A 26,634-nucleotide genomic window follows, 5' to 3' on the forward strand; every position below is an offset into this window, starting at 1 on the left:
AAAAATTTTATTGTTATTTGATAAAATATTTATGCTAAAACATTAATAATTATAAACTTATGGATAAAGAAAATTCTCTAGGTACTCTTTTAGATGCTACATTTTCTTTTAATGGAAATCATTATTTTGAAGATCGTTTAAGGCATGATTTTATTGATATAAAATGGAACAATGAAATTGATTTTGGAACTCCTGAACTTAATGGACTTATCCTTGATGCTCTAAAATGGGCTTCTAAAGAAGTTTGTCAAGACGTTGAATTAACTGGCCTAGGTCCTCAACCACTAGCTGATCGTCATATAGTCATTCCTATTAAGTATTTAAGTTTTCCATCTTAATACCCTCCTCCCATTGTCATACCAACCATATTATTACGCTCGGCAGCTCTCTGTTTATCTTCTTCAATCTCTTTGAGTTCTTCATCTACACGATCCACGTTACCGGCAAAGAGAATACCTTCTTTACGTGACCAGATACCACCATCGACAGCAGTAACAGCAGTTTGCACTTTGTCGTCAAGATTATCAATCATGTAAGGAACTATATTCACATCTACATCAATAGTTTGAGCCGGAGCTGCGAGCCTTGAGTTCTGAGTACCTAATGCAGATATAAGGAAGTTTACACGACGTTGCATAAACAGACCTATCTCTTCGGCATGATTCTCTACTGCCATGTGTGCTCCCATAAACACATAGCGAAAAGCACTACCTGATAAAGCATTACCTGAGCCTTTTAGATTCTCGAATGATATTTGAGGGGTGTTTGTCATGGAATAGGCACGAGAGAATAGCGTTTCAAGCTCTAACTTAATAGGATCAGCTGCTTGTTGCCATGTCAGGTATGCAGCATCGGCTTTCTCCCCTTGCAGATTAACAACTCTGTTTCGAGTAGTACCAGAGAAACCTGTTACCTCACCGAATAGCTTTAAAATTGGGAAGAAATGATAATCAATGCAATCACCAAAAGCTGAAAGAAGCTTTTCGATACGAATGCGTATCGGTCTTATTACATCACAGTAAGCATTCTTTCGATAGGTATATATAACAGGCAGTTTAGGGAAGCCATGACTTACGACAGAGGCTTCACTATCATCACCAACTATCCATGTATATATGTGCTCATTGGTCAATGTCATGAAAATGGTCTTTTCAGTACCATTAAGCTCTTGCTTTTTATATTCACGAGAGAAAGCAACCATATCACCGGTATCATCAAAGAAGGGGTAAAGGGTGTCACCTCTAAATGGAGACCAGATAGTTGATTTAAGGCGATACTCTGGAACAGCTGCGCCGAATATAGCACCGATCTTTCTTTTGAGAATAGACCAGAAACCATCATCTTTGACAGCGTACCAATATTCGGCAACCTCCTGCTCCGATAGCCACGAGCGAACAACCTTTTTATTCTGGTACTTGATTTTGTTCTTTTTGAGCACCTGCTTTAATGCTGACAAAAGAGATTTCTCTCTATCATCGTCCGTATCACAGTCAATAGATGGTTCAGTACCGACAGTGAAAGCGGTTTGAATATTGACGATATCCTGTTCGAGGGGTAAAGCAATACGATTCGGATCTTTATATTCAACCTTATCATCGGTCTTAGTCATTCGCCCTGAAGTCTGGCTTTTTACTTCTTTGCCTTTTTCGGTTACAACTTTTATTTTGGGATATTTCTCTAAGTCCGTAATGATCTCATGCTTATTCGGATTCCAATCATTGTAAAGCCGAACAACATCGGGCACAGGTGTACGTCTGCCTTTCTTGAGGTATTCGATACGTTGATTATTATCCGCTAAAGCTAAAACTTCCTCTATTGTCATGGGATTTTCTCTTAAAATATAAGAGAGGGGAAGTGTTTTAAATTATATTTGTGAATAATAAATTTAACTACTATGAATTTGGAGATAGAGTACAAAGATCGAGAAGGTGTGATTCATAATCTAAATTTTAATATGCCGTTGACAGCATTTCTTAAACATGCTGCATTTTCGGGTTATTATTCTGTTTCTTTTTTTAGAAGAATGGAGAAAGCTACAGGTATCTACTTAACATTTAAAGATTATTTAGATAAAGAAACCTTCAGTAATAATAAATTCTCGACCCCTAGCATAGATATATGTGAACCCACTGAAAAAGCCCATTTTTCGAATATTGTAGGTAAAGCAATTGCTGATTTTTTATCAAAAAAAATAGATAATAGTTTATATACGGTAAATTATGAAGCAGCTATGAGAGTGAGCGGCTATTCTTTAAGTGGATCTAGACCCGATTTGCTGGCATTTGCGAATATTGAAAGGTTTGCCCTTGAAGCAAAAGGCTATAAAAAAATTAACGTTAGTGATGACGATATGCATAAACACAAATTACAGTCACAAGAAGGACCTATTCCAGTTGATTTTACCGTTGCATCTGTATCTTATGGATTATATAGTCGTGTGAAGTGTAAATATCATGATCCAGTGCAAGCAAATAATAAAAACGATGAAGATTTATTAAGAAAGTTAACTAAGAGTTATTACTCAGATATCCACTCATTTTATTTGGAACATAAAAAAGAAAGTAAATCATATTCTATACAGAATGAAGAATTTATTGAAGTAAAGTTAAACGATGAGTTAGGACTTATTATACCTAAAGATATAGAGGAGTATGCAAAGACTGGATTAAATAAGAATACAAATCCTTTTATGTTTTATGTCCAAGATAGAGAAGATTTCTACATTGACAGGGATAGAATTGGTTTAATAGTATATAATTTAAAATAGACAAAAGGCAACCATAACGGTTGCCTTTTCTATTCATCTCGGGGCACTATCTGCTTGTACTTCGTAGAAATAAAAGTTTCTAGTTTGCAACCTGAACGCTCTTACTTTCATGCCCCTTTCTCAAATTGGTTTTGTGAGTATTGCAGGACTTGAACCTGCTTTGTGAACTCTTCCTTATCCGATACAATGTCGGCACATTCAGGTTAATCGCTCCCCCTATTCACATTATCGCACGATTGATAGCGTCTAACCCATCCGCCAAATACTCATTTGTTATAATATATAAACCGAAATAAAAAATCCGAACAGAATTGCTCGGATTTGGAAGAATATAACGTGTCATTAATTTATTCGTTTAAATAACTGATGATTAAAGCTATCTTTAAAATTGTCTATTACCTGATATCCTTTAGCTCTTTTGAGTAATGTAGATAAATTAGGACATGCATAATCTCTAGGATCGAAACTGGGGTCAAGACTTCTTAACATTCCTCCCATTTTAGAAACAAATGTCTCTTCATTATCACCTATAGCCATATCATACGCCTTATTTATTAGGGTCATGACTTTTTCAGGTAATTTCCCTTCTTCGACTTTTGATTTAGTAGCTTCGACTTTAGCTATTTTTTCCGTTGGAGAAATGATATTTTCACAAAAAGTAAATATCTCACATGATTGGACAAATGCCGTGGGTGTTTTCTTTTCTCCTACCCCCATAACGAATAATCCTTCCTCTCTTATTCTTTTAGCTAAACCTGTATAATCACTATCACTGGAGACGATACAAAAACCATCAACAGTCTTACTGTGTAGTATATCCATTGCATCAATTATAAGAGCCCCATCTGTAGAATTCTTACCTGTAGTATATTCAAATTTCTGCATCGGAGTAAATGATGTATCATTTATTATTTGTTTCCATCCATTCATTTTATTATCAGTCCAATCGCCATAAATTCGTCGAACTGTTACTTTTCCATACTTAGAAACTTCATCTACAATTGATTTGAAGAGTTTGGGCTGTGCATTGTCTCCATCTACTAGGATTGCTATTTTAATTATATTTTCCGGCATAAGATTAAATTTAGAGTTTGCATAAAGGTAAAAAATATCTAAATAACTATTTTACTTTTACCAACTAAATATCCCCGACACATCTTCGTTACCATCTCTTTTTCCGAGGACTTCTTCCAATACCCAATAGCGAGAAGCATCGATACCGTGATTCCAAGCATCGATAGGCTCACTGATGAAATTCTCGTCTTTGTCCTTATCCCATGTGTAGTTGCGGAATTCTTCGAGTAGGTTGTACGATCGTTTGGTGATCTTGATATTTAATTCAAGCATCTTATTAATACCGGCTTTAATTGACCCATCGTTATCTCTCTTACCTTTATTGACAGGCTTTATTCTTATACCGGCATTACGAATCTCATCTACAAGACGAGGATCTGCACTCTCGCTTATAACTCTACCTTTATCCGTATGCCTTTTCAACTCCTTAATTATTTCACCTGTTGACATATGAGTTTTATAGCAAAGTTCATCCAGATACAGATCTTCGTCATATAGGGCACAATCAATAATTGCTGTCGGATCGTGCGTAAAACCAAAGTCCATACCAAGACCTCTTTTTGTAACCCATTCGGGAATCTCCGGAACAATCTCATAGGATGTGAATATAACTCCTTCGGCAATCTCTGAGTACCGACCGATAACAACATGGGCATATTTCGAGTTATTAAATTTATGCTTATCAAATGATCCGTCAGATTTAGTTGCTTGCTGAATTGACTTTCGCTTAATTTCTTCGACTTCTCGCATGAACACATCATTCAGGTTGGGAAGGTTATCAAGATAGGTTGTATGGATATGCAGGACATTGGGATGCGTACTTATCTGAACGTCTACCCCGTCGATATTAATAACCTTATGCGTATCTTTTATATATCGTTGATAAATGAAGTGATTGACATCGGGTGGGTTCATTACAATGATAGCACGTAGCTGAATGCCTTGTTTGCGGATAGATAATATCAGTTTATCAAAGTCTTTCTCGTCGGTCCACTCTTCGGCCTCATCACACACGAACGTAGTTATACCCTGTATAGATTTTAGTTTTGCTGTTTGCTTCCCTGAGCTCGTCTTAATACCACGAAAAAGTATCTCGCTCCCGGAATATTTATTGACAATCTCATTTTTGGTTACACGGAAATGTTCTTCTGTATTATCTAACTCTATCTTTTCATTAAACTCAGGGATAACAGAGATCTCAGCTGAAGACATCGTATAACGGCAAAACAACATCTTATGACCTTCCTCAAAGGAAAGCCTTTCTAAGAATGTTGATACATTGAATGACTTTGCACTACCACGACCGCCGGTTACAAGTATTATAAACTTATCCTCATTCTCATACAATGGTTTATAGGCTGGTTGTACCTGTATCATTCTTCTTTATCCTGATTACCGAATTTCTTTAACCATTCCTGAATAGGAACAGATCCTTGTACCTTGACGGTTGTTGCTTCATCCCATCCGAGCATCCTACTAAGCCGATCAATGGCTGCTATCTTATCCAAAAATCGAACTTCGATACCGCCTTTTACTTTCTTGATGGAAGATATACATCCGACAACTTCGTTGGGTAGATCAGCGAGGTTCTTTACTTTGACCGACATTCCTTTGGCTGTTAATACATCGGTGACACGAAAGCGAACGATGTTTGTTAACTCTTGAACGGCTTCATCCTTGGTGATGTCTGAGCGTTTTTGGAGAGCTGACTGAAGTTGTTTTACCCTTGCGGTAATCTTGGGGTTATTCAGTAAGTCTATGGCTGTTCTATTCACCGTCTCGTCCTTCATGTTACTACAAGAGTAAGCACGCCGATATGCTTCAGAAGCATTGCCGGTCTCAATGTAATAATTGCAGAAGTTTTCTTGTTTGACGGTGAGTTTAGCCATAGAGTATATGCTTTACCCTAAAATATAATTATAACTTTGTTTTATAATAATTAATTAACACAATGGATAAAATTGCAAACTATATTATTTTTCATCCGGAAAGACATGATAAAAAGGTTGTAGCCACAATTATTAATGACAAAAATGAGGTTATTTCTAATTGGAAAGGTATTGTCTGGGTAGATTCAGTCGGGGCTTCTAACGAGGACCCATTTGTATTTAATAATCCTTGGTTGTATTCGTATTGTCATGCGACCCAGTTGAGAAGAAATATAAGAAAGGACGTTTATGTCCAACCTGGATCGAAAATAGTTTTTATAAAAGGATCAGATGCAGATAATGGTATTTTAACAGTGGATACAGTTTTTATTGTTGATAGTGTTTTATTATGGGGAAAACATTTTAATCAACCACAAGAGGTTCCAACAAAATATCTTTCAATAAAAAATAATAGAAAATCTGAAGCTTGGGAGCGACATTTTAAATATCCGTTTAAAAAAGATAGACGGGAACATATTAATGCAACACATACATATGAAGCAAAGTTGTGGAGTGAGGATATCTTTGAAAATTATTATTCGTTTCTGCCTTTAGATGATACAGGCGAAAGAGTATCAATACCTTTTCAAGAACTCCCTCCATCTATATCAATAAAACTGGAGGAAAAGAGAAAGGGGAAATATCCTGTTTTGTTGTCATCTGAAATAGATGAACTTATAGATTTAATTTCAGCTAAAACTAGCGTTAAGGTTGTGAAAGATATTATTTTAGAAGAACCAATTGAATGCAAAGAAAAAAGAGGGACTTGTGGTGGATGTTAATCCTCTTTCCAATATCATAAGATAAAATATAAGCCTAGAGTATCTTTTTAGATGTCTAGGCTTAGTATTATAATAAAGAAATTTATAGTCAGTAACCTGATATAATCTATATCCTTCTCAAATCTGCAAGAACGGAATCTATCTGTTCGCTTTTATTTGCCAACAATTTCGTGCTATATTCATCTTTTGAATCGGCTTCATGTTTCAAGAATTCTCCAACTATAAGGACTTTATTGTCTTTACAATATTCAAAGAATGTAATACATAGAGTAGAATATATTGAAATATTTGATGCCAAAAAATTAGTTATATTTACATTTAAAGATGATTCGGATTTAATTTTATGGAATAATATACATAGGTTAGCAATTGTAATAACATTGCCATAAAGCACGTTGAATTCATCTTCACTTATTGTATATTCAGAAGATAAAATTCCATCCAAGTGGAGCCTATCTATATTCTCAATCCTATCCAAACCGGTAGACAATTCTTCAGCATCTTGTCCATTTGTTATCATATGAAATTTTATATCAGAAGATAGTTTTATGATTCGGTCTTGCATTTCGAATAAAATAGTTAAATCACTCGCCGACTTCTGTATCATATTGAATTTTCGTTGTTCTTTAAATGTTATATAAAGTAATATAATACTTAGGATACCTATAAATGGAGCTGTTGTTCCTCCAATAAGATCTCCAATCTGTCCTTTATTTTGAAAAATTAAATCATCCCAGAATGCAGGTCTGCTTAGAATGTAGGGTACTGCTGTAATAAGCAAACAGAAGGTGATAATAGAGTATTTATTGTCAATTATTTTATTCCACATAATTTATTTTTGTCAAAATTAATTATTTTATCCTAAAACAACTCTCTTCCACCTAACTTGTTTTTAATTAATTCCAGTACTCCGTTGTAAATATCATACAGGTCTTTCTTGTCTTCAGGACCTACCCATTCAGAGAAACTGTTACCCTCGAAAAACTTCCAAGAAAACACACGCTTTGCTTTTTCTGATAATTGCAGATCCTCGAATATACTTCTCACTTGTTGCATTTTTTGCAATATCTCACCTGTAAAATCAATTTCTATACCTTCATCTTCAATCAGATCCAATCGTTGAAAGTCAACATTGGTATCAACAGGTATCGATTTGTATTTATGCCGATAGGGTGAAGTAGGCGACTGTATATTTAGTTTTATCATCTGAAGAATAAAGAAATCAAGTTCCCGGTATTGTCCTTTTTTGCTATCGTACAGTTTTAGAATATGAGATTCATTACTCTCACATTTCTCGATCAGCATGGCGAGTACTTCATTTAATACGTCGATGGCTTCATCCTCCATGTTGGCATGGGAGCAGTGATAATGGGCATAATCGAGCCATCGATCATACCTTTCGGAAATATATTTATTTATAATTTGATTTGCCATCTTGACTTACTTCAATTTTAAAAGGGTGTGTCTTCTGATTCATTTAAGAAATCCTGATTCGGAGGAATAACGGGAGGAATGTATTCATCAGCTGAAGCTTGACTGACATCATTATCCCATATCTTCTTATATCGGTTATCATGATGAAAGATGATCGGTTGATTACGAGCTCCTTCTCTGTATTTAGATAGCTTCAGTTTTCCCCGACCTTTCCATGGAACGCCTTTGCTATCCGTTACATCGGGATTATAATAGTCCGGTTTATGAATGAAAAGGACAATATCCGCATCTTGCTCTATGTCTCCGGATTCTCTTAAATTTTCCAACTCCGGTTCTTTGACTGTTCCCCTTTCAGGTCTATTCAGCTGAGAAAGTAAGATGATTGGAATATTTAACTCCTTGGCGAGATTTTTTATCTCTCCGGTGATATATCCGATTTCTATTTGTCGGGATTGAAATTTCATGTTAGTACGGATCAATCCTAAGTAATCGATAATCATCAAATGAAGCTTTCCTTTTCGGTACAAACGACGAGCTTCTGATTTGATGTTGTTTATATAGCGGATATTGTGATGATCGGCTATATTTAACTTCATATTCCAGAGTTGACCGGCTTTTTCATCTAACGCAGTCCATTCCTCCGTACTCATTTGTCCGCTTTTCAGGTGACGGCTGTTGATGCGGTCGTCCTCAAGCAAATAACGATTCACAAGCTGTGTTTTTCCCATCTCGATAGATATATACAGAACCTCTTTTCCTGCTAAGGCTGCCGCTTTTGCAAACGAAAGAGAATGCTGTGTTTTACCCATACTCGGACGAGCTCCCAATATGATCAGATCCGGTGCTGACCATCCACCGGCAAGAATATCATCAAGGGTATGAAGTCCTGTCGGTATGGCTGTCTGTATCCCTTTTTCTCTAAGTTCTTGTGTCTTGGCTGCCGTTTCCATCGCTTCGGCTAAAGCTTCACCCATAGAGACCGATTGACAATCGCTCAAATGAGAAGATAGTTCGGTCAATGACATTTCAAGCTCTTCGAGTGTTTCTTCAACATCCTGTGTTTCGTCGTAGGCTTTCTCTGCTACTTCTGTCGCTATGCGGATCAATCTCCGGGCTCTTGCTTTCTGGCTGATTATCTGTGCATGATAAACGATATGTGCAGCAGATGCTACTCTGGTGCTAAGCTGAGCTATGTACATAGGCCCTCCGATTGTCTCAAGTTCTCCCATCTTGAGTAGTTCCTCCTGAATAGTCAGCATATCGGCAGGCTTGTGATTTGCCAGTAATCGTATAATTGCTTTGTAAACGATCTTGTTAGCATCTACATAAAAATCATCCGGAAGAAGTATATTCTCTATATCGAGATAAGCTTTTGATTCGGTTAGTAATGCACCGAGTACCGCTTCTTCAAGTTCTACAGCCTGCGGTTGTATTTTACCAAGCTCAATCGACGACGGCTGGTCCTGCCGGTTGTTGTATTTCTTTTGCTGTTTTGCCATATTCTTTTTTTAACCAGTTTAATACAGTCCGATATAGGTTTGAATATCGTTTTCGTAAATCTTTCCTATTCTCAATCTGTTCTATAATATCAGCAACCTGTTTTCCTGAGTATTGCTCTTTGAGTTTATAGAACTCTGTTTCGTTTATCTGAGTAGGAAAATTTTTAATATTAGCGCAATATGGAGCCTTGCGTGAGAGCCATTCATTGAATTTATCGTAATCGGTATGAGCAGATGAAGAGCCGTCTGGCTCTTTCTTTATACTCTCGGTAGAGAGTATTTCTTTATTATCATTACTTATAAGTTCTTTATATTTTGTGCCCTTACTGTGCCCCACTTGTGCCCTTAGCTGTGCCCTTTCTGAATTATCCTTATTATATCTGTCATAATTACAGATAGTTATTAAGCTTTGACCTGTGCCCTTAGCTGTGCCTTTCTCTATCATTCCATCTTTTTCTAACATATCTAAATATCCTCTCAGCCTTTTGACGGACCAGCCCAAAGCATTAGCAATAAACCGATAGGAACCATACACCTGACCTCTCTTTACTTCTACTATTTTATTGCCATCATATAGCTTCGTGTCCTCAAATCGTGCCTCTTTGATCAGATAGAGCCATGCCTCGAACCGCGAAAATTCCCGCTCCTCGCACCAGTATGGGTGCTCAAATAGCCGGCGGCTAATAGCGATGTAACTTGTATGAGTTTCTTTCTTTGCCATTATTAAGATAATTCAGAAGCTCTTTTCACCAGAAAATCAATTAACTCTCTCACTTCCTTATCATCCAACTGTACTTCCGAAATTTTAGAGATATTATTATTTTCATCCTCTTTGAACGTTTTAATGGTAAGGGAACCTGCTTCTACTCCAAATTCTAAGGAATCGTTTAAATCCTCTATTTTCAATATTGTTGCCATATCTATAATCTTATTTAAAATCTAACTCGGTTTGTTTTCTCTTATCCAGTTCAGTCTGGTAGTCTCTCATAGCTTCGCGAACACGATGTTCGGTACGCATTAAGCCGTAATCGCCTAAAGCAAGGCGGTAGTTACACCGCCATATCGACTGCTTGAGGTATTCTGTTGACATCTTTTTTAGTTCCATTCTTTTTTGGTTTAAGACGTTCTTTGATTAAATGCATATTCTTATTGACAAGAGAGATTATGCGATCGTGGTACTCGGTATTATGGTTCTGTAAACCTCGACTCTGTATTACTTCAAAAGTCTTTAGTGATACTTCTACTGTTTCGATTCTAAGTCCATTTATCCTGGCAGAAAAGACCAAAGAATTCTCTCTTAGAGCATACCCTCCTACACAGTGGTGCATTACAGTACCTTCATTAAGATAATCGAATACACTCTCAAGAACATTGATTGATATCAGTTCATCGCTGAAAGCAATGCCAAAGAATTTACCCTTTAGCTTTTTAAATTTGGCTTCATCTTTTAAAGCTTGCTCTCGTCGTTCCTCTTCATCCCTTTTCTCCTGCTCTTTCTGTTTTCGTAGCATCCAGTAGTCATGAGCTGCTTTAAGATCAGAGGGACAAGCGAACTTCGAGTTGCGAATATCTTTATTGAGATATATTAAGAACTTAATGTAGTCTATCCATAATGAAATATCTTTAATGATATAATTGTTACGAATACATATTTTGATAGCAGGCCAACAACTCGCAATATCTTTCATATTGGATTTACTATTCTTGATTAAACTGTATTGCCCGGCTTTTAATAAAGTTTCAAATTTGCTATCAGATAATAGATGATGGCAGAATTCAAACATTGTATATCCATAACAATTACTTTTAAATCCGTTCCGTTTTACTTCCGGGATAATTGATTTTTTAGGATATACCTTATACGGTTCAATATTATAATTATAGATATTCTTACTGTTTCTGAGTTCAAACTCCCCGCTCCAGCTTTCTGCATACCATCCAGTTTGATGGATATATCCAACGATCTCAAATTTCCCATCAGGACCTAACCATATTTGAGCTACTTCATAAAAGTTGTGATATACCGGTTTTCCGGCTTTGTAAATACCATGTACCTTACAATATCTGAAAACTTGAAATCCTTGAAAACTTGTTACTATTCCATAGTAAGCCCAATCTGTAAATTTTTGTTTTCGGGTATCTTTTACCTTTAACTTGGTATTACAATTCGGACAAGAGCAATCCAACGTTGTAGCAAGGTAATGAGTGTCTTTCCATTTATGCCCGCAGTCAAGGCAGGTAACAGTTCCGTTCTTTAGTCTGGTTGCTTCATGGTCTAAGCAATATTTATAAGCGTATGCTTTTTGTTCCTGGGTTATTTTAGGAAGTTTTTTTCTTAACTCGACAATCTGCTTTTGAAGCTTCGTTTTAGGTTTCATGGTTGCACCTCCTTTCTATCAATCAGTTCATAATCATACACCCATACCCAAGGATTGTTATCCCAAGTATCTTTACCGTTGATGGCATCTATCAGAGCAGCATAGGCTTCTCTTGGAGTATCATATTGAATACAGAGAATTCCACTCTTTTTAGAGGTTGCATTATAACCATTCTCATATACTGGTTCGAAGTAATCTTCTGCGATACACCCAGTTTGGTAAATCCCTTCTTTGATGCAATCTTCATTAGATATATCCTGTAATCTTTCGGCTCTTACAGCTTTGATCTTGATGTAATTACGAGCAGCATAAGCAGGCATAAAGAGTTTGTTTTTCCAATCAGTATAATAAGAGCTACCTTCTAATCCTACTTTGCTACATGGAGTCTCCTCTCCATATTTATAGAGTATTGATGTGTGCCTACCTTCGCTCAATCCTCTAGTCCACTTCTTGTATGGTTCTTTCAAATAAAGAACATCACCGACTTTGTAGCGAGGTTTAAGAAATACTAATGCATCATTTTCGTCTCTAGCTTCGAATAAGAGTTTATTATCAATAATTGTAGAGCAAACTATATCTAAAGGTTGCGGATTGATTATCCTTCTTGTCTGAACCTTTATCTTTTTGACCGTTTTGCCATGCAACGGCTCTATAAAGCATATTCCTTTCATAGGTCAAACAAGCTTAATTGGTTAACATCTTCTTTCTTCTTAGGCTTGATCTTCGCTTTAGGAGCTTCTTTCTTAACCTCTGTTTGGGAAGCCGAAGTTTTTACCTCAGATCGAGTATTTGATGACTTTTCAACTTTGATATCGTCCTCGTCGTAATAATGAACCGCCCAACCGAACACTATATCATCGGATATAGCAGCACAACCGTTACTCGCTTGTTTCTTTGCCTGACTGGTTATGTAGGAACAGCAGTCTTTGATATTCTTGTTTTCCTTTGCATACGTTACGGCAAAGAGAGAATCTTCTTCTGCTCGCTTGTCTAAGTATGCTTTGATTGTATCTTGAAATGAATTATTTGTTGCCATGATTTTTTTCTTTTAATTGTTGTAATGTTTCTTCATCTATTACTAGCCAGTCACCTTGACTCATAGAATCAGGACCTTCTCCATGATTAATAAAATCCTCTTCATCAGCTTCATGGGCAAAAGGGCAACTAAAGGCAAAACATCCGCCTTGTATCTTAAAGCCGTATTTTGGATATTCGTTAGGCTTGAGCATCCGCGCTTTCTTAATAAACTTTTTAGCTAATCTACGATTGCATTTAATATTCCTAGATGTCATGCGAACTGCGATTAAATCTTCTCTTCGGTATATTTGCTTGCCGATATACTCCCATTCACCATTAACCTTTTGTACAAAATTACCATCGCCGCAATCTGCATGTTCACAGCAATAACCACTATATATACGGGAATCAGTATTGAAATAGCCACAAATACCAGTTAGATTATCAATATGGATTAATTTTGTTTTCATGACTTCTTATTTTGTTCGTCCATAATCTTCCATAACTTTTTGTAGAATTTCTCATCAGGTATTTTGCCTTCGATCGATTCACCGAGGGCTACAAAAAATGCACTACAAGGCTTCATATTATTAAAGTCGATCGCAAACATTGCAATCGCTCTTGCTTGAGTAGTATCGAGTTCATCCAGTCCGGATAAATCACGCTGATTCGATTCCAATATTTCGAGAGCTTTTTCTAGTCCTTGCTTGGCTCCGACATTCTCAGTCTTATTGATATTCTCTAATTTGAGAATGAGCTTTATCTTTCTGATTAAATCTGGCTTTGTCATGGTATTACTTACTGAGTGTTTCATTAATAGCTTGCTTCAATGCTCTTCGATTAAGAGGGCTGTCAATAGGCGATTCTATTGTCATGCCTGTTCTGACAGCTATATAGCCGTTGAATGCTTTATCACCTTCTTTTATTTCTACAATAGAAATCTGAAAGCCTTTGTATGATCCTAGCTTTTTCATAAATCAATTGTTAAGCATCATTGGCATCAATAAATAGGTAAGTTTATCCTCCGACTTATCATCAACAGGAGTAATAAGAGTGGCCTGGCTTGGATCAGAGAACGACATTTGAAGATTAGAGGTAGGAATAGCAGAAATCAGCTCTGTAAGAAAATGACCTTTAAAGCCGATAGCCATCGAATCGTTATTATACTCACAAGGAACCGTTTCATCGGCTGCAACAGAATAGTCAACATCCTGAGCCGATACTAAGATCTCATTATTGGTAAGTTCAAGTTTAACTAAGCTGCTTGCCGGATTAGAAAAAACAGAAACACGTTTTAATGCTCCGTTCAAATCCGATTTACCAATGGAAAGAAATTTATCATTGTTCTGAGGAATAACAGATCGATAGTTTGGATATCTGCCCTCAATTAAAGTTGCTTCGATGCTACTATCCGATTTATATTCAATTCTGACAAAACGGTCTTTGATGAAAATTTCGACTAACTCATCGGTAAGTGTTAAGTTATTCTTTAAGATATTAGCAATCTTTTGAGGTAAAACAACGTTGATTGTTTCGCTTATTGAAGAGTCTGTATGCTCCAGTAGTGCTAACTTGTGACCATCGGAAGCAACGAAGTTTATTTGACCTGTCGTGATGTCGAAATATACTCCATTCATGATCGGTCTTAATTCATCATTGGCAGAGCAGAAAGAAGTTTTATCAAGTCCGGTCAATAATAGCTTAGATGAGATTACAAATTTTGTAGCATCTTTGATATCTTTTTCTTTCGGATACTCAGCCGGAGACACACCAACCATTTCGAATTTACCACCTTTGTACTTAATGGTTATTGTGAAGTTATCCCTAAAAGTGATAGTAAGAGGTTGTTCGGGCAGAGCTTTTAATGCTTCTATTATTTTTTTAGGTTCTACGCATATTGAGATGTCGTTATCTATAAGTACACCCTCAATAGATGTATTCATACGGCCGGCATAATCGGCTGCCGAAATGTTTATTGCTCCGTTTTGTATATCCAAAAGAATATTGTCCATGATTGGAAGCGTATTCTTTGGTGAGATAATTTTACTAACCGATACTAACCGGTTTAATAATTCTGTTTTCGATATTTGAATTGTAGTCATAGTGCCTTTTGTTTTTGAAGGCTACCAGACAAAGTATTAATGGGGTTTTTAGAAAAAAGTACGAGGTAGGTATATAAACATAAAAAAGCCAAATCTCATACTTTCGTATAAAATTCGACTCAAACATTCGATGCAAATATATTCAATAATATTTTACATACCCAAATTATTCAGAACTATTTTTTATAAATTAATTTAGACTTGATAAAACAGGGTTGTTTTGTAAGTGATTTTGTAAGTGAAAAGAAAAGCCTTGCTGTAATTTACTGTCTTTCAGCAAGGCTTGGTTTGTAAAGTGATCCCGAAGGGAATCGAACCCCCATCATAGGAACCGGAATCCTACGTTTTATCCATTAAACTACGGGACCTGCTTTTTCCGATTTGTGGTGCAAATGTATAAAATATTTATTAATCATTTTCATTTCTTATCTTTTTGAGTTGTCTTTTCTTGATAAATGCATAGTTTAGTTTACTAATCATAGTCCGGTTTCCGGAGATCCGAACCAAATAACCTTATTTGACCTGATATATAGAGAAAAATGAAGATGTGCCACCCACGAGTTTTAATGAAAGTAGAGGAACTTTGACGGCAAAGGTGATAGCATCCCCTTGTTTTAGTTTTAAAAGAGTACGGGTGCTTCTGATTGGAGGAGAAACATCTATACTGGTTACCCCTAAATTGATGTTTACACTGAGAAATGTTTCTTCCGCCATGAGCGTATAAGTAGTCTCTCCAACATTTCGCTTGAAAATACCAACTCCGAATTCTGCGGCAGATACAAGAGATTCGGTTTTAGCCTGTACATAAATATCGTATATTCCGTCTTGCTTGGCTGTATATAGATAGGTTGTTGTACTGTATTCGCTGTTTTCATCAAAAGCAGAGGTGTTAAAGCCTATTTGATACCATCCCTGTAGAATTGTCAAATTTATCAGAGACATACTTGTGCTGCCGGTAGCTCTTATGAAAGTTTTCCGGGTCTGTAAACCTAATGTTTGGTTTTGTGAAACTTTCCCGTCACTTTCTATAACCAATATATTGGTTTGGGTATTGTTGACCGGTACACTTCTGATTCTGAGGTCTCCATTGATATCGAGCATAGAGGTAGGCTGTTCGGTATTTATCCCGACTTGACAATATAAGAGAAACGGGAGGCTGGATAAGAATATTGCTGTAAGTGTTTTCATATATAAATTGTTTTAATGGTTTATGTTAAAGCAATAAAATACAGCAGAGTGTCTCCCGACACCCTACTGCGATGATTCCTTGAGTACAGGTACATAAAAATATTGTTTTGATATAATTCCGCTTGAGTCCATTATAGAATGAATTCATTTTATATAATAGAAATAATGACTATAGAGCTTATTTCTGTTTACCCGAAATTAAAAGGAATATATAATCCCTCCAGAAAATAAATAAATGAGTTTGTTATCATGAGTGGTTTTATTAAGTAATCTTATATTGTTCCGAATCAGTATAAGATATTTTGTAAATTTTGTGTAAAAAATCCCTATTTTCTAAAATAACATAATTGGTTGTAAAATGTTCATATGAGGTATATTATATTTTAAAAAAAGTTGAAAAAGATATGCTCGTTAGTAAGTTTTTGTTTGAAGGGAACTTATTTTGGGAAAATTTAAACAGTTACTTCTTTTTTTGATTTGCCTTTTCTTTATAATTTATATCTTTGTTCGTAAGGATAACACAGAAAAGAAACCTGCATGAATGTAAAAATAGAGCCATCGTGGCATGAACATTTAAGTGAAGAATTTGAAAAAGATTATTTTGTAAAACTAACCGATTTCGTACGAAGTGAGTATTTGTCTCGACAGGTATTTCCTCCCGCAAAATTGATATTTAATGCTTTTGATCATACCCCTTTCGATAAAGTTAAAGTGGTAATACTAGGGCAGGATCCATATCATAATGACGGGCAGGCGCACGGGTTATCGTTTTCAGTAAATGACGGGGTGAAATTTCCTCCGTCACTCATAAATATCTTTAAAGAGATAAACGACGATCTCAATATATCCGTACCTTCATCCGGAAATCTTACCCGATGGGCAGATCAAGGGGTGCTCTTACTCAATGCAACTCTAACGGTACAAGCTCATTTGGCGGGATCACATCAAAATAAAGGATGGGAAAATTTTACTGATGCAGCTATACGAAAACTGGCAAATGAACGTTCTAATATTGTATTCATGCTATGGGGATCGTATGCTCAGAAAAAAGCATCTTTTATAGATTCACACAAACATATGGTATTGACATCTGTGCATCCCTCTCCATTATCGGCGCATAGAGGATTTTTTGGGAACAAGCATTTCAGTAAAGCAAATGAATATCTGATTTCCAAGGGGCAGTCTCCGATACAATGGTAATAAATAACGAATGGGTCTGAGGCCTTTAAATGTATAATATGGGAATATTTGATTTGTTTAAGCGCAAAAAAGAGATAAATAAACTTCAAGATAATAAAGAATCACACTCATTTACAATGGTTGGAACTTTCGCCGAAACCTACAACGGTTATTTAGCAAAATTTGCTTCGGGCGATATCATTTCTTTATTACATGAAAGAGCAAATGCCCTGATAGCAGGAGATAACTACGAAGACAAAAGCAGATGGGTAGAAGCGTTAGCTATATGTGAAACTGCTCTGTCTGAAAAGATATTGACTGAAGATATCAAAGAGCTTTACAGGCAGATATACAGCCGCAACTGGAATAAGTATGTCTCTATGGATTTCGAAGATCAGGACTATAAATGTTGGTTTGAGGTAAATTGTAATCTAAATGAAGCATTTATAAAATCGGGGCATACTCGTGGATATTGCGAGCAAGCCGATTTGTATGGTTCGGCACGGAAAGGATACCGTGATCTGTCAAAAAAGATGGAATATCTTGTTAAGGGGGTTGAAGCGAAAGATCCCGCTTCCCTTGGTGATTACGGTTACGGAATTTATTTGGGCTTGCCCGAATACGGAAACGCTGATAAAGAGGAGGGGCGAAGACTGGTGAATCAATCGAGGGAACTAGGATACGAATCGGCCGACCTGTTGCTGCTTTATATCGACTTCTATGATGCTGCCGATAATCTACAGCTATTGAAAGATATAGAGGATTTTATTAAAAAAACGGAAAAGGAATATCGTAAGCCATATCATATACTGGCAGACTATTATCAGAGACGTGAAGATGATTTCGATAAAGCACTCGAAGCTATGAAAAAAGGTGTTGACCTCAATATACCCTATTGTAAATATATGTTAGGGATGAATATGTTGAACGGCAGAATAGCTAATAGTGATAAGAACGAGGGGATTGCCTTATTGGAGGATGCTTTCGAGCATAATGTCGTATATGCGGCAAACTTTTTAGGGCAGTATTACAATTATGCTAATGACGAGAATACTTCAGTGGAGAAGTCGGTATACTGGCATGAGAAAGCCGCTTTGTATTATAATGCAGAATCGTCATTCGAACTTGCATGCCTGTACCTTTACAACGAAAAACTCAGAGATATCCCGCAAGGCTTGGAATATATCGAACAAGCTATAAAACAGGGAAGTGTACGTGCTCTCAGTGAAAAGGCATACCTTATTCTCGAAACGGATATCCTCGATACAGATATCGAACAAGCAAAGCAGTTACTTGAAGACGCTGATTCGAAAGGAAATGAATATGCTCCTTATCGTTTGGGATTAGCTTATCAGAATGGAGAGTTCGGAGGCGAATCCGATTATGTAAAAGCTCTCGGTTACTTTGAAAGGGGGGCTGATAGGGATCATATTTACAGTTTAGAATTAGCCGGAAATTATTATAGGGTAGGTGTTGGTGGAGATTCAGAAGAAGCTGCCCATAAAGCCGTAAGCTATTTGACGAAGGCTATAGACCGAGGATCAAATTATGCTAAAGTAGAATTGGCATTTTGTTATGACGCAGGCTATGGCGTAGAGCAAGATTATCAAAAAGCATTCGATTTGTTTAAGGCTGCATCCGATAATAATTACCCTTATGCTAATACTCGCTTGGCATCATATTATGAAGACGGACTACTTGGTAAAGAAGATTATGCTGCTGCTCTCGAACAGTACAAAATAGCAGCAGATGCCGGTTTGCCGGATGCTATATACCATGTTGGGAGATACCATAAATATGCTGTGGGAATAGCCGAAAATCCACAGATTGCATTAGACTGCTTCAGGAAAGCAGCAGAAGCCGGAAGTGCTCCAGGGCTGGTAGAGTTGGCTTTGGCCTATGAGCAAGAGTACGGTGGTATAGAGTTTGATGCCGATAAAGCAATCAGTTATATGCAACAGGCTGCTGAAAAAGAATATACCTATGGACAGTATAAGTTAGGAACATATTATTACTATGGTCTGAAAGAGGTTGATCTGGAAAAAGCAAAATATTGGTTCGAAAAGTCAAACGAACAAGGATATCCTTATTCGGCTTTGATGCTCGGCGATTTTTATTTGTATAATATTGAAGGAAAAGATGAACCCGATTACGGAAAATCTTTCCAGTATTATAAGCAAGCCGCAGATCAGGGTGTTGTCTCCGAAGGGATAGGCGTATGTTATGAATACGGTTTTGGTGTGGAAGCTAATGAAACTGAAGCTTTCAAATATTATACATTAGCCGCAGCCGAAAATTATGTACCTGCTAAATATCGTTTGGGACTTTGTTATAAATACGGAACTGGCACATCCATAAATATGGTTGAGGCTTATCGCTGGTTGTCGGATGCTGCACAGAACGGCAATATATATGCGATATACGAATCGGGTATGATGCTGTTGAGTGGCGATGGAATAACCAAAGATGAAGAGCAAGGCGCAAAAATGTTGCTGCAGGCTGCCGAAGAAAATTACGATTGGGCTCAGTTTGAACTCGGAAATTGCTATCTGGCAGGACGTGGAGTTCCGGAAGACGATATACAAGCGATGGTTTGGTATCAGAAAGCTGCCGATAACGGAAATGAACAGGCTCAGAAAGTGACAGGGAGACGAGAGCGGAGAAAGCGATAAGAGTTCTCTGTCCATTCTCTGTATGAATATAACAGCGAATGTCAATTATAAAAAGGTTAGTTTAGGTTGGGAACACACACAGCCGTTTGAAAAAGAGAGAATGCCTGTATTGATTTGAAGTGAAGACATGAAACGCTCATATCTGCCGAAAATAAGCAGGCTCTTAGCTAAAATTAGGTAAAATAAAGGAAAAGGACATAAGACCAAGTGTAAGCAACAACAGGTATTTGAAGATGTGTTCAGAGATAGTTCTCTGTTGTTGATACAGGTCTGTAACGAGGTCTGAGGCCTTAGGAGAATAAGAAAAATGGCAGAGGAAAATAATAAATACCTCTTTCAAGTAAATTTGAAAGGGATGATCGAACTGTTGTCCGAACACATTTACAGTGCACCGAATGTTTTTGTGAGGGAAGTACTGCAAAATGGAATGGATGCGACAACAGCCCGAAAGACAATAGATGAACATCATAAAGGCGAAATAAATATATACATAAATAAGGTAGACGGATTACCTCAGGTTATATTTGAGGATAACGGGATCGGTTTATCCGAAAAAGAAGTGCATGAATTTTTGTCTGTAATCGGGCAAAGTTCCAAGCGGGGCGATTTCAATGAGAAAGACTTTATCGGAAAATTTGGTATCGGTATGTTATCATGTCTGGTTGTCAGTCATGAGATTATAGTTGAAACCCGTTCCTTGATAAAAGACGAATCTATTTGCTGGCGTGGAAAAGCAGACGGTACTTATACCGTAGAGCGTATCGATAATTTGGAGCAGGCCGGTACGAGGGTCATTCTTTATCCGAAAAAAGAATGGTTGCCGCTCTTCGAAAAAGACGAGTTGAGGAAAAATATCCTCTATTTCGGAAGTGCCTTGCCTATAACTATTAAACTGATAGCGGATAGTGAAACCGAAGTCCTTGTTGAAAAAGATCCGGTCTGGTTATCTGGGGAAAGCACAAAAGAAGAATTATTGACTTACGGAAAAGAAACGTTCAATATCAATTTTTTGGATGTTTTTCCATTACATTCGATAGCTGGAACAATAGATGGGGTAGCGTATATTATGCCTCATAAAGTACAGTTTTCGGGAAGTAAACAGCATAAGGTGTATCTGAAACGGATGTTTTTATGCGAACAGGTCAATAACTTATTGCCCGAATGGTCGTCTTTCGTCAAATGTATTATCAATACAAATGAACTTCGTCCGACAGCTTCTCGTGAGTCGTTGATGGATGATGATGTAATGAAGCAGGCGAAGAAAGAACTGAGTGACAGTTTCAAAGATTACCTGAAAGTGCTGACCCTGAAAGATACCGAAAAGCTGGGTGAAATAATCAGTATACATCATATGTTTATTAAAGCTCTGGCCGTTGAAGACCGCAACCTGCTGAAACTTTTTGTGGATTATATACCATTCGAAACCAATAAGGGGCACATTCCGTTTGTATCGATTAAGTCATATAACGATGTGATTTATTATACTCCTTCGTTAGACGATTTTCGCCAGATCAGGCGTATTGCGGGATCACAGGGAAAGACGGTAATCAATGCGGCTTATTCATTCGAAGCAGATTTGATACAACAGATCAAGATCAGTTTTCCTTCTATCAAGATCGAGAAAATAACACCTCAGGACATTCTGGATACTTTGGAGGACGTGAAGGTGTCGGATGATGAATCTTTCATCCGGTTCGAAAAGAAAGCGAATGAATTGCTCAAGCAGCAGTATTGCAAAGCTCAGCTTAAGCAATTCGAACCGACCGATACTCCGGCAATTTATGTGGCTAATGATGAGGCGATGAATAATAAAAACCTGCAAAGCCTTTCAAATAGTGGAAACCCATTTGCGGCAACACTTCAGAATTTCATTAAGAAAGAAGATAACATGCCTACATTATGCTTCAATAAGGATAATGAGATAGTGAAAAATCTGATAGCAATAGAAGACGATAGCTTGTTTTCGTCGGTTGTCCATATTATGTATGTGCAGGCTTTAATGCTTGGCGGTTATCCTGTGAATAAAAAGGAAATGACCGTGTTTAATGAAGCTCTGTATCAATTGCTCGTGATGGGGATGAGTAATTTTCTGGGAAATATGAAATTGTAAGAAAATACATATTTAAGGTCTCATACTTATTTATTGCTTTGGTTAATAAAACAACCAATGCCTGTTGTAAATAAAAAGTATATCATAAGTACTTTTTATTACTTAATGTATAAAGAAAGGTGTTTGTAGGGAATATCTTTCTTTTTTATGCATAAATTATGTATAAATATTCATTTTTATTACATGATTATAAATTTATAGTTGGATTTAATATAAAATTTATATCTTTGAAAAAGTACGTTAAAATACAATTCGATTAACTAAAAGATATAAGAGGATGATTTTTGATATCAAAATGATTCAGGGGGTATATGAAGCGCTACCGGATAAAATAAACAGAATAACACAGGTTTTAAAAAGACCATTAACATTAACGGAAAAGATATTGTATACTCATTTGTCGAAAGACGAGGAGCTGAAAGATTATAAAAGAGGCGAAGACTATGTCAACTTTGCCCCTGATCGTGTTGCAATGCAGGATGCCACCGCACAGATGGCGTTACTCCAATTGATGAATTCGGGGCGTAAACGTGTAGCTGTTCCTTCGACTGTTCATTGCGATCACCTAATACAAGCATATAAGTCGGCTAAAGAAGATTTAAATACAGCCGAGATTACCAATAAAGAAGTATATGATTTTCTGACCGAAGTATCAAATAAATTTGGAATCGGCTTTTGGAAACCGGGAGCAGGAATCATTCATCAGGTGGTCCTCGAGAACTATGCGTTTCCCGGTGGTATGATGATCGGTACAGATTCCCATACTCCAAATGCAGGGGGATTGGGTATGATAGCTATAGGTGTAGGTGGAGCCGATGCCGTAGATGTGATGGCCGGCATGCCGTGGGAGCTGAAAATGCCTCGCATTATAGGTGTAAAACTAACAGGTAAGCTCTCTGGATGGGCTTCGGCAAAAGATGTGATACTTAAATTGGCAGGAATACTGACCGTAAAAGGCGGTACCAATGCTATTATAGAATATTTCGGAGAGGGGGTTCACTCTCTTTCTGCTACCGGAAAAGCAACTATTTGCAATATGGGTGCTGAGGTAGGTGCTACGACTTCGATTTTTCCTTATGACGAAAAATCTGCCGAATACCTCATTGCTACAGACCGGAAAGAAGTGGCTGATGCCATCAAAGCCGTAAGACAATATTTACAGGCTGATACGGAAGTTGAGCTCTCGCCCGAAAAATACTACGACCGTGTGATAGGAATCAATCTGAGTGAACTCGAACCATATATCAATGGGCCTTTTACGCCTGATGCGGCAAATCCGATTTCGGAGTTTGCTAAAGTTTCGGCCGAAAAGGGTTATCCTCAGAAAATGGAAGTCGGTCTGATCGGGTCTTGTACAAATTCTTCTTATGAGGATATGACCCGGGCAGCGTCTATAGTTAAAGATGCTCAGGAAAAAGGAATAAAAGTAAAGGCACAGTTTATCATTAACCCGGGATCGGAACAGGTACGTTATACCTCGGAACGTGACGGAATTCTGGATGTGTTTGAAAAAGCAGGAGCTACGATTATGGCAAATGCCTGTGGGCCTTGTATTGGTCAGTGGAAGAGAGAAACCGACAATCCCGACAGACCTAATTCGATTGTGACATCTTTTAATCGAAATTTTGCTAAAAGAAACGATGGAAACCCTAATACTCATGCCTTTGTTGCATCTCCCGAATTGGTAGCAGCACTCACAATCGCAGGAGATTTGAGTTTCAACCCGATGACAGACCCATTATTGAACGATAAGGGTGAAAAAGTAATGTTGAAGGAACCGGTTGGGTCTGAATTGCCTAATAAAGGATTCGGTGTAGATGATCTTGGATATATTGAACCCGTTGCCGATGGCAGTCACATAGAAGTAAATATAGCACCCGACTCGCAACGTTTACAGGTATTGCACCCTTTTGCGGCATGGGATGGAAAAGATATAACAGCCCTGCCTCTGCTGATAAAAGCAAAAGGAAAATGTACTACAGATCATATTTCTATGGCAGGTCCGTGGCTCCGTTTCCGTGGGCATCTGGATAATATATCGGATAATATGCTGATTGGAGCGGTGAATGCATTCAATGATAAAACCAACTCAGTGAAGAATCCTTTTACGGGAGAATTCGAAGCTGTACCACAATTGGCTCGTGAGTTCAAATCGAAAGGATTGGGTTCGGTTGTTGTGGCAGAAGAAAATTACGGCGAAGGCTCGTCTCGGGAGCATGCCGCTATGGAACCCCGTTTTCTGAATGTCAAGGCGATTATTGTAAAATCATTTGCCCGTATACACGAAACGAACCTTAAAAAGCAAGGAATGCTTGCTCTTACCTTCATCAATAAAGAAGACTATGATAAGGTCAGGGAAGATGATAAAATCAGTATTCTCGGGTTATCTGATTTTCGTCCCGGAAGAAATCTGACAATAGAGTTATTACATTCCGATGGGGAAAAAGACACTTTCGAAGTTGCACATACTTACAACCATTTACAAATAGAATGGTTTAAAGCCGGTAGTGCATTGAATTATATGAAAAATTAAGGTCTCTGACCTTTTTGTTTACTCTAATGCACCATTAAATACTTACTATTACCTAATATACAATGGTTTTTAATATACTCCTCTTCCCTGATTTCGAAACACTGGACGTTTTTGGTCCTGTGGAGATTTTCGGCAAATTAGAAAATACTACGATTCGCTATTTTTCTGAAAAGGGAGGGAGTATATCTAACCTTGATGGAGTACGGATAGAAACTCAGCCTGTGAGTAAGATTACAGATCTTGATGTTCTTTTTATTCCCGGAGGAATGGGAGCGCGTACCGAAGTAAATAATACTGAATTGCTGAAACAAATCAAAAGTATATCTGAACAAAGCCTATTTGTGTTGACGGTATGTACAGGCAGTGCGATTTTGGCAAAGACAGGTTTGCTCGATCATAAAAAAGCTACGTCCAACAAACGGTCTTTTGAATGGGTGAAAAGTTGTTCCGATAAAGTACTCTGGGTAAGCGAAGCCCGCTGGGTTGTTGACAGCAATTATTATACATCATCGGGTGTCAGTGCAGGAATAGATATGGCATTGGGGTTTGTAGCAGATCAATTCGGGGTAGAAGAAGCTCGCAAAATCGCTTTTCGGATTGAATATCGCTGGCAGGAAGATAAGGATGCAGATGAATTTTGTAATCAACAGCAGTAAGGTAACTTCTAAATATTCAAAAAAGGAAAAGATTAGATATGTCGCAAAAAATAACAATTGCAAACGGAAAACTAAATGTACCCGATAATCCTACTATTCCTTTTATAGAAGGAGACGGAGTCGGAAAAGAGATTTGGAAAAACAGTCAATCTGTAATAGATAAAGCTGTTGAAAAAGCCTACGACGGAAAACGTAAGATAGAGTGGAAAGAGGTATTAGCCGGAGAAAAATCATTCAATGAGAATGGCTTGTGGCTGCCCGAGGAGACAATGAATTCTTTTCGTGAGTTTCTCGTGGGGATAAAAGGCCCTCTTACTACCCCTGTCGGAGGAGGTATTCGTTCTCTGAATGTGGCTTTGCGTCAGGATTTGGACTTATATGTATGCCTTCGTCCCGTACGTTGGTTTAAAGGAGTTGTATCACCCGTAAAAACTCCGGAAAAAGTAAATATGACTATCTTTCGTGAGAATACCGAAGATATTTATGCCGGAATAGAGTGGATGCAGGGGACACCTGAAGCTGCTAAGTTTCTAAAGTTTCTTCAAAAGGAAATGGGTGTGAAAAAGGTTCGTTTTCCCGAAACATCTTCTTTTGGAGTAAAACCCGTTTCGGTAGAAGGTACCGAACGTTTGGTACGTGCAGCTATCGACTATGCCATTATCCACAAGTTACCATCGGTTACTATTGTTCATAAAGGTAATATTATGAAATTTACCGAAGGAGGATTTAAAAACTGGGGTTACGCATTGGCTGAAAGAGAATATGGAGATAAAGTATTTACTTGGCCTCAATGGGAAAAAATAAAAAAAGAGCAAGGTGAACCCGCAGCCAATGAAGCTCTGAAAGCAGCACAAGATTCGGGGAAAATTGTTGTAAAAGATGTTATAGCCGATGCTTTCTTGCAAAATACATTGCTGAAACCTTCTGAATATTCAGTTATTGCAACACTGAACCTGAATGGTGATTACGTGTCGGATCAGCTTGCTGCAATGGTCGGCGGTATAGGTATTGCTCCCGGAGCAAACATCAATTATAAAACGGGTCATGCCATTTTTGAGGCAACACATGGTACAGCTCCCGATATTGCCGGAAAAGATATAGTTAATCCTTCGTCATTATTGCTTTCCGCTGTAATGATGCTTGAATATTTGGGATGGAACGAAGCTGCCGGACTAATAACCGATGCTCTCGAAAAATTATATAGCAACGGTAAGGCAACAAACGATCTTGCCCGCTTTATGGAAAACGGAACGAGCCTTTCAACCAGTCAATTTGCTAAATTACTGGGTGAAACACTGTAGTTGATTTACTGTAA

General features: G+C 37.5%; 27 protein-coding genes and 1 tRNA gene. 9 read left to right on the forward strand and 19 right to left on the reverse strand.

Annotated elements, in window-relative coordinates:
- Nucleotides 1-59: 59 nt before the first annotated feature.
- On the forward strand, nt 60-338 hold the full coding sequence (locus AABJ51_RS00690; RefSeq protein WP_338373974.1) for a hypothetical protein: 279 nt from the start codon (nt 60-62) through the stop codon (nt 336-338).
- Here AABJ51_RS00690 and AABJ51_RS00695 read toward each other — a convergent pair.
- Nucleotides 335-1,822: a phage portal protein gene (locus AABJ51_RS00695; RefSeq protein WP_338373975.1), complete on the reverse strand. Its 1,488-nt coding sequence runs from the start codon at nt 1,820-1,822 to the stop codon at nt 335-337. The genes AABJ51_RS00690 and AABJ51_RS00695 overlap by 4 nt on opposite strands.
- Before the next feature lie 72 nt (nt 1,823-1,894).
- On the opposite strand from AABJ51_RS00695, the gene AABJ51_RS00700 reads away from it, so the two are divergent.
- Entirely contained in the window at nt 1,895-2,767 is an 873-nt protein-coding gene (locus AABJ51_RS00700) for a hypothetical protein (RefSeq protein WP_338373976.1), read from the forward strand.
- Between the two features lie 342 nt (nt 2,768-3,109).
- Here AABJ51_RS00700 and AABJ51_RS00705 read toward each other — a convergent pair whose 3' ends face one another.
- Genes AABJ51_RS00705 through AABJ51_RS00715 form a run of 3 tightly spaced genes read right to left on the reverse strand, consistent with a single transcriptional unit; the run spans nt 3,110 to nt 5,730 of the window.
- Complete coding sequence (locus AABJ51_RS00705; RefSeq protein ID WP_338373977.1) at nt 3,110-3,841, reverse strand: NYN domain-containing protein; 732 nt, start codon at nt 3,839-3,841, stop codon at nt 3,110-3,112.
- Between the two features lie 57 nt (nt 3,842-3,898).
- Nucleotides 3,899-5,218: a PBSX family phage terminase large subunit gene (locus tag AABJ51_RS00710; protein ID WP_338373978.1), complete on the reverse strand. Its 1,320-nt coding sequence runs from the start codon at nt 5,216-5,218 to the stop codon at nt 3,899-3,901.
- The gene (locus AABJ51_RS00715; RefSeq protein ID WP_338373979.1) at nt 5,215-5,730 is read right to left on the reverse strand and encodes a terminase small subunit; all 516 of its coding nucleotides are present in this window, start codon (nt 5,728-5,730) and stop codon (nt 5,215-5,217) included. The genes AABJ51_RS00710 and AABJ51_RS00715 overlap by 4 nt, the downstream gene beginning before the upstream one ends.
- Before the next feature lie 62 nt (nt 5,731-5,792).
- Between AABJ51_RS00715 and AABJ51_RS00720 the strand changes: the two genes are divergently transcribed.
- A complete protein-coding gene (locus AABJ51_RS00720; protein ID WP_338373980.1) occupies nt 5,793-6,551 on the forward strand; it encodes a hypothetical protein in 759 nt (252 codons plus the stop codon).
- 106 nt (nt 6,552-6,657) lie between these two features.
- On the opposite strand, the gene AABJ51_RS00725 is transcribed toward AABJ51_RS00720, so the two are convergent.
- The 15 genes from AABJ51_RS00725 to AABJ51_RS00795 form a co-directional block, all read right to left on the reverse strand.
- Nucleotides 6,658-7,380, reverse strand: coding sequence for a hypothetical protein (locus AABJ51_RS00725; RefSeq protein ID WP_338373981.1), 723 nt, complete (start codon nt 7,378-7,380; stop codon nt 6,658-6,660).
- 32 nt (nt 7,381-7,412) lie between these two features.
- Complete coding sequence (locus AABJ51_RS00730) at nt 7,413-7,985, reverse strand: hypothetical protein (RefSeq protein WP_338373982.1); 573 nt, start codon at nt 7,983-7,985, stop codon at nt 7,413-7,415.
- 17 nt (nt 7,986-8,002) lie between these two features.
- Nucleotides 8,003-9,484, reverse strand: coding sequence for a replicative DNA helicase (locus AABJ51_RS00735; RefSeq protein ID WP_338373983.1), 1,482 nt, complete (start codon nt 9,482-9,484; stop codon nt 8,003-8,005).
- Nucleotides 9,429-10,205 (reverse strand): hypothetical protein, encoded by a 777-nt coding sequence (locus tag AABJ51_RS00740; RefSeq protein ID WP_288210525.1) that lies wholly within the window; start codon nt 10,203-10,205, stop codon nt 9,429-9,431. Before AABJ51_RS00740 ends, AABJ51_RS00735 begins: the two co-directional genes overlap by 56 nt.
- Before the next feature lie 2 nt (nt 10,206-10,207).
- Nucleotides 10,208-10,402, reverse strand: a complete 195-nt coding sequence (locus tag AABJ51_RS00745) for a hypothetical protein (RefSeq protein WP_288210526.1) — start codon at nt 10,400-10,402, stop codon at nt 10,208-10,210.
- Between the two features lie 10 nt (nt 10,403-10,412).
- Nucleotides 10,413-10,574 (reverse strand): hypothetical protein, encoded by a 162-nt coding sequence (locus AABJ51_RS00750; protein WP_288210527.1) that lies wholly within the window; start codon nt 10,572-10,574, stop codon nt 10,413-10,415.
- Nucleotides 10,534-11,862, reverse strand: a complete 1,329-nt coding sequence (locus AABJ51_RS00755) for a PcfJ domain-containing protein (RefSeq protein ID WP_338373984.1) — start codon at nt 11,860-11,862, stop codon at nt 10,534-10,536. Before AABJ51_RS00755 ends, AABJ51_RS00750 begins: the two co-directional genes overlap by 41 nt.
- Nucleotides 11,859-12,533 (reverse strand): hypothetical protein, encoded by a 675-nt coding sequence (locus tag AABJ51_RS00760; protein ID WP_338373985.1) that lies wholly within the window; start codon nt 12,531-12,533, stop codon nt 11,859-11,861. The genes AABJ51_RS00755 and AABJ51_RS00760 overlap by 4 nt, the downstream gene beginning before the upstream one ends.
- Nucleotides 12,530-12,898, reverse strand: a complete 369-nt coding sequence (locus AABJ51_RS00765) for a PcfK-like family protein (protein WP_338373986.1) — start codon at nt 12,896-12,898, stop codon at nt 12,530-12,532. Before AABJ51_RS00765 ends, AABJ51_RS00760 begins: the two co-directional genes overlap by 4 nt.
- The gene (locus AABJ51_RS00770; RefSeq protein WP_338373987.1) at nt 12,885-13,349 is read right to left on the reverse strand and encodes a hypothetical protein; all 465 of its coding nucleotides are present in this window, start codon (nt 13,347-13,349) and stop codon (nt 12,885-12,887) included. The genes AABJ51_RS00765 and AABJ51_RS00770 overlap by 14 nt, the downstream gene beginning before the upstream one ends.
- The gene (locus AABJ51_RS00775; RefSeq protein ID WP_338373988.1) at nt 13,346-13,693 is read right to left on the reverse strand and encodes a hypothetical protein; all 348 of its coding nucleotides are present in this window, start codon (nt 13,691-13,693) and stop codon (nt 13,346-13,348) included. The genes AABJ51_RS00770 and AABJ51_RS00775 overlap by 4 nt, the downstream gene beginning before the upstream one ends.
- Nucleotides 13,674-13,853, reverse strand: a complete 180-nt coding sequence (locus AABJ51_RS00780) for a hypothetical protein (protein WP_338373989.1) — start codon at nt 13,851-13,853, stop codon at nt 13,674-13,676. Before AABJ51_RS00780 ends, AABJ51_RS00775 begins: the two co-directional genes overlap by 20 nt.
- Nucleotides 13,854-13,856: 3 nt before the next feature.
- Nucleotides 13,857-14,981, reverse strand: coding sequence for a DNA polymerase III subunit beta (gene dnaN / locus AABJ51_RS00785; RefSeq protein ID WP_338373990.1), 1,125 nt, complete (start codon nt 14,979-14,981; stop codon nt 13,857-13,859).
- Between the two features lie 296 nt (nt 14,982-15,277).
- A tRNA-Arg gene (locus tag AABJ51_RS00790) sits at nt 15,278-15,349 on the reverse strand.
- Nucleotides 15,350-15,494: 145 nt separating this feature from the next.
- On the reverse strand, nt 15,495-16,169 hold the full coding sequence (locus AABJ51_RS00795; RefSeq protein ID WP_338373991.1) for a hypothetical protein: 675 nt from the start codon (nt 16,167-16,169) through the stop codon (nt 15,495-15,497).
- Nucleotides 16,170-16,706: 537 nt separating this feature from the next.
- Here AABJ51_RS00795 and ung point away from each other — a divergent pair.
- The 6 genes from ung to icd all read left to right on the forward strand — a co-directional run bounded on the left by ung (nt 16,707) and on the right by icd (nt 26,620).
- Nucleotides 16,707-17,369, forward strand: a complete 663-nt coding sequence (gene ung, locus AABJ51_RS00800; protein WP_338373993.1) for a uracil-DNA glycosylase — start codon at nt 16,707-16,709, stop codon at nt 17,367-17,369.
- 38 nt (nt 17,370-17,407) lie between these two features.
- A complete protein-coding gene (locus tag AABJ51_RS00805; protein ID WP_338373994.1) occupies nt 17,408-20,020 on the forward strand; it encodes a tetratricopeptide repeat protein in 2,613 nt (870 codons plus the stop codon).
- A gap of 307 nt (nt 20,021-20,327) precedes the next feature.
- Nucleotides 20,328-22,130: an HSP90 family protein gene (locus AABJ51_RS00810; RefSeq protein WP_338373995.1), complete on the forward strand. Its 1,803-nt coding sequence runs from the start codon at nt 20,328-20,330 to the stop codon at nt 22,128-22,130.
- 277 nt (nt 22,131-22,407) lie between these two features.
- Nucleotides 22,408-24,663 (forward strand): aconitate hydratase, encoded by a 2,256-nt coding sequence (locus AABJ51_RS00815; protein WP_338373996.1) that lies wholly within the window; start codon nt 22,408-22,410, stop codon nt 24,661-24,663.
- Nucleotides 24,664-24,725: 62 nt separating this feature from the next.
- Nucleotides 24,726-25,319: a DJ-1/PfpI family protein gene (locus AABJ51_RS00820; protein ID WP_338373997.1), complete on the forward strand. Its 594-nt coding sequence runs from the start codon at nt 24,726-24,728 to the stop codon at nt 25,317-25,319.
- Between the two features lie 38 nt (nt 25,320-25,357).
- Nucleotides 25,358-26,620, forward strand: a complete 1,263-nt coding sequence (gene icd, locus AABJ51_RS00825; protein ID WP_338373999.1) for an NADP-dependent isocitrate dehydrogenase — start codon at nt 25,358-25,360, stop codon at nt 26,618-26,620.
- The last annotated feature ends 14 nt before the right edge of the window (nt 26,621-26,634 follow it).

Origin of the sequence: Indolivaga capnocytophagoides (genome assembly GCF_036511535.1) — a bacterium.
Lineage (GTDB): Bacteria > Bacteroidota > Bacteroidia > Bacteroidales > Dysgonomonadaceae > Dysgonomonas_A > Dysgonomonas_A capnocytophagoides.

Coding starts and splice junctions, on each gene's coding strand:
- AABJ51_RS00690 (WP_338373974.1), top strand. CDS start 60: ATGGATAAAGAAAATTCTCTAGGTACTCTTTTAGATGCTACATTTTCT.
- AABJ51_RS00695 (WP_338373975.1), bottom strand. CDS start 1,822: ATGACAATAGAGGAAGTTTTAGCTTTAGCGGATAATAATCAACGTATC.
- AABJ51_RS00700 (WP_338373976.1), top strand. CDS start 1,895: ATGAATTTGGAGATAGAGTACAAAGATCGAGAAGGTGTGATTCATAAT.
- AABJ51_RS00705 (WP_338373977.1), bottom strand. CDS start 3,841: ATGCCGGAAAATATAATTAAAATAGCAATCCTAGTAGATGGAGACAAT.
- AABJ51_RS00710 (WP_338373978.1), bottom strand. CDS start 5,218: ATGATACAGGTACAACCAGCCTATAAACCATTGTATGAGAATGAGGAT.
- AABJ51_RS00715 (WP_338373979.1), bottom strand. CDS start 5,730: ATGGCTAAACTCACCGTCAAACAAGAAAACTTCTGCAATTATTACATT.
- AABJ51_RS00720 (WP_338373980.1), top strand. CDS start 5,793: ATGGATAAAATTGCAAACTATATTATTTTTCATCCGGAAAGACATGAT.
- AABJ51_RS00725 (WP_338373981.1), bottom strand. CDS start 7,380: ATGTGGAATAAAATAATTGACAATAAATACTCTATTATCACCTTCTGT.
- AABJ51_RS00730 (WP_338373982.1), bottom strand. CDS start 7,985: ATGGCAAATCAAATTATAAATAAATATATTTCCGAAAGGTATGATCGA.
- AABJ51_RS00735 (WP_338373983.1), bottom strand. CDS start 9,484: ATGGCAAAACAGCAAAAGAAATACAACAACCGGCAGGACCAGCCGTCG.
- AABJ51_RS00740 (WP_288210525.1), bottom strand. CDS start 10,205: ATGGCAAAGAAAGAAACTCATACAAGTTACATCGCTATTAGCCGCCGG.
- AABJ51_RS00745 (WP_288210526.1), bottom strand. CDS start 10,402: ATGGCAACAATATTGAAAATAGAGGATTTAAACGATTCCTTAGAATTT.
- AABJ51_RS00750 (WP_288210527.1), bottom strand. CDS start 10,574: ATGTCAACAGAATACCTCAAGCAGTCGATATGGCGGTGTAACTACCGC.
- AABJ51_RS00755 (WP_338373984.1), bottom strand. CDS start 11,862: ATGAAACCTAAAACGAAGCTTCAAAAGCAGATTGTCGAGTTAAGAAAA.
- AABJ51_RS00760 (WP_338373985.1), bottom strand. CDS start 12,533: ATGAAAGGAATATGCTTTATAGAGCCGTTGCATGGCAAAACGGTCAAA.
- AABJ51_RS00765 (WP_338373986.1), bottom strand. CDS start 12,898: ATGGCAACAAATAATTCATTTCAAGATACAATCAAAGCATACTTAGAC.
- AABJ51_RS00770 (WP_338373987.1), bottom strand. CDS start 13,349: ATGAAAACAAAATTAATCCATATTGATAATCTAACTGGTATTTGTGGC.
- AABJ51_RS00775 (WP_338373988.1), bottom strand. CDS start 13,693: ATGAAACACTCAGTAAGTAATACCATGACAAAGCCAGATTTAATCAGA.
- AABJ51_RS00780 (WP_338373989.1), bottom strand. CDS start 13,853: ATGAAAAAGCTAGGATCATACAAAGGCTTTCAGATTTCTATTGTAGAA.
- dnaN (WP_338373990.1), bottom strand. CDS start 14,981: ATGACTACAATTCAAATATCGAAAACAGAATTATTAAACCGGTTAGTA.
- AABJ51_RS00795 (WP_338373991.1), bottom strand. CDS start 16,169: ATGAAAACACTTACAGCAATATTCTTATCCAGCCTCCCGTTTCTCTTA.
- ung (WP_338373993.1), top strand. CDS start 16,707: ATGAATGTAAAAATAGAGCCATCGTGGCATGAACATTTAAGTGAAGAA.
- AABJ51_RS00805 (WP_338373994.1), top strand. CDS start 17,408: ATGGGAATATTTGATTTGTTTAAGCGCAAAAAAGAGATAAATAAACTT.
- AABJ51_RS00810 (WP_338373995.1), top strand. CDS start 20,328: ATGGCAGAGGAAAATAATAAATACCTCTTTCAAGTAAATTTGAAAGGG.
- AABJ51_RS00815 (WP_338373996.1), top strand. CDS start 22,408: ATGATTTTTGATATCAAAATGATTCAGGGGGTATATGAAGCGCTACCG.
- AABJ51_RS00820 (WP_338373997.1), top strand. CDS start 24,726: ATGGTTTTTAATATACTCCTCTTCCCTGATTTCGAAACACTGGACGTT.
- icd (WP_338373999.1), top strand. CDS start 25,358: ATGTCGCAAAAAATAACAATTGCAAACGGAAAACTAAATGTACCCGAT.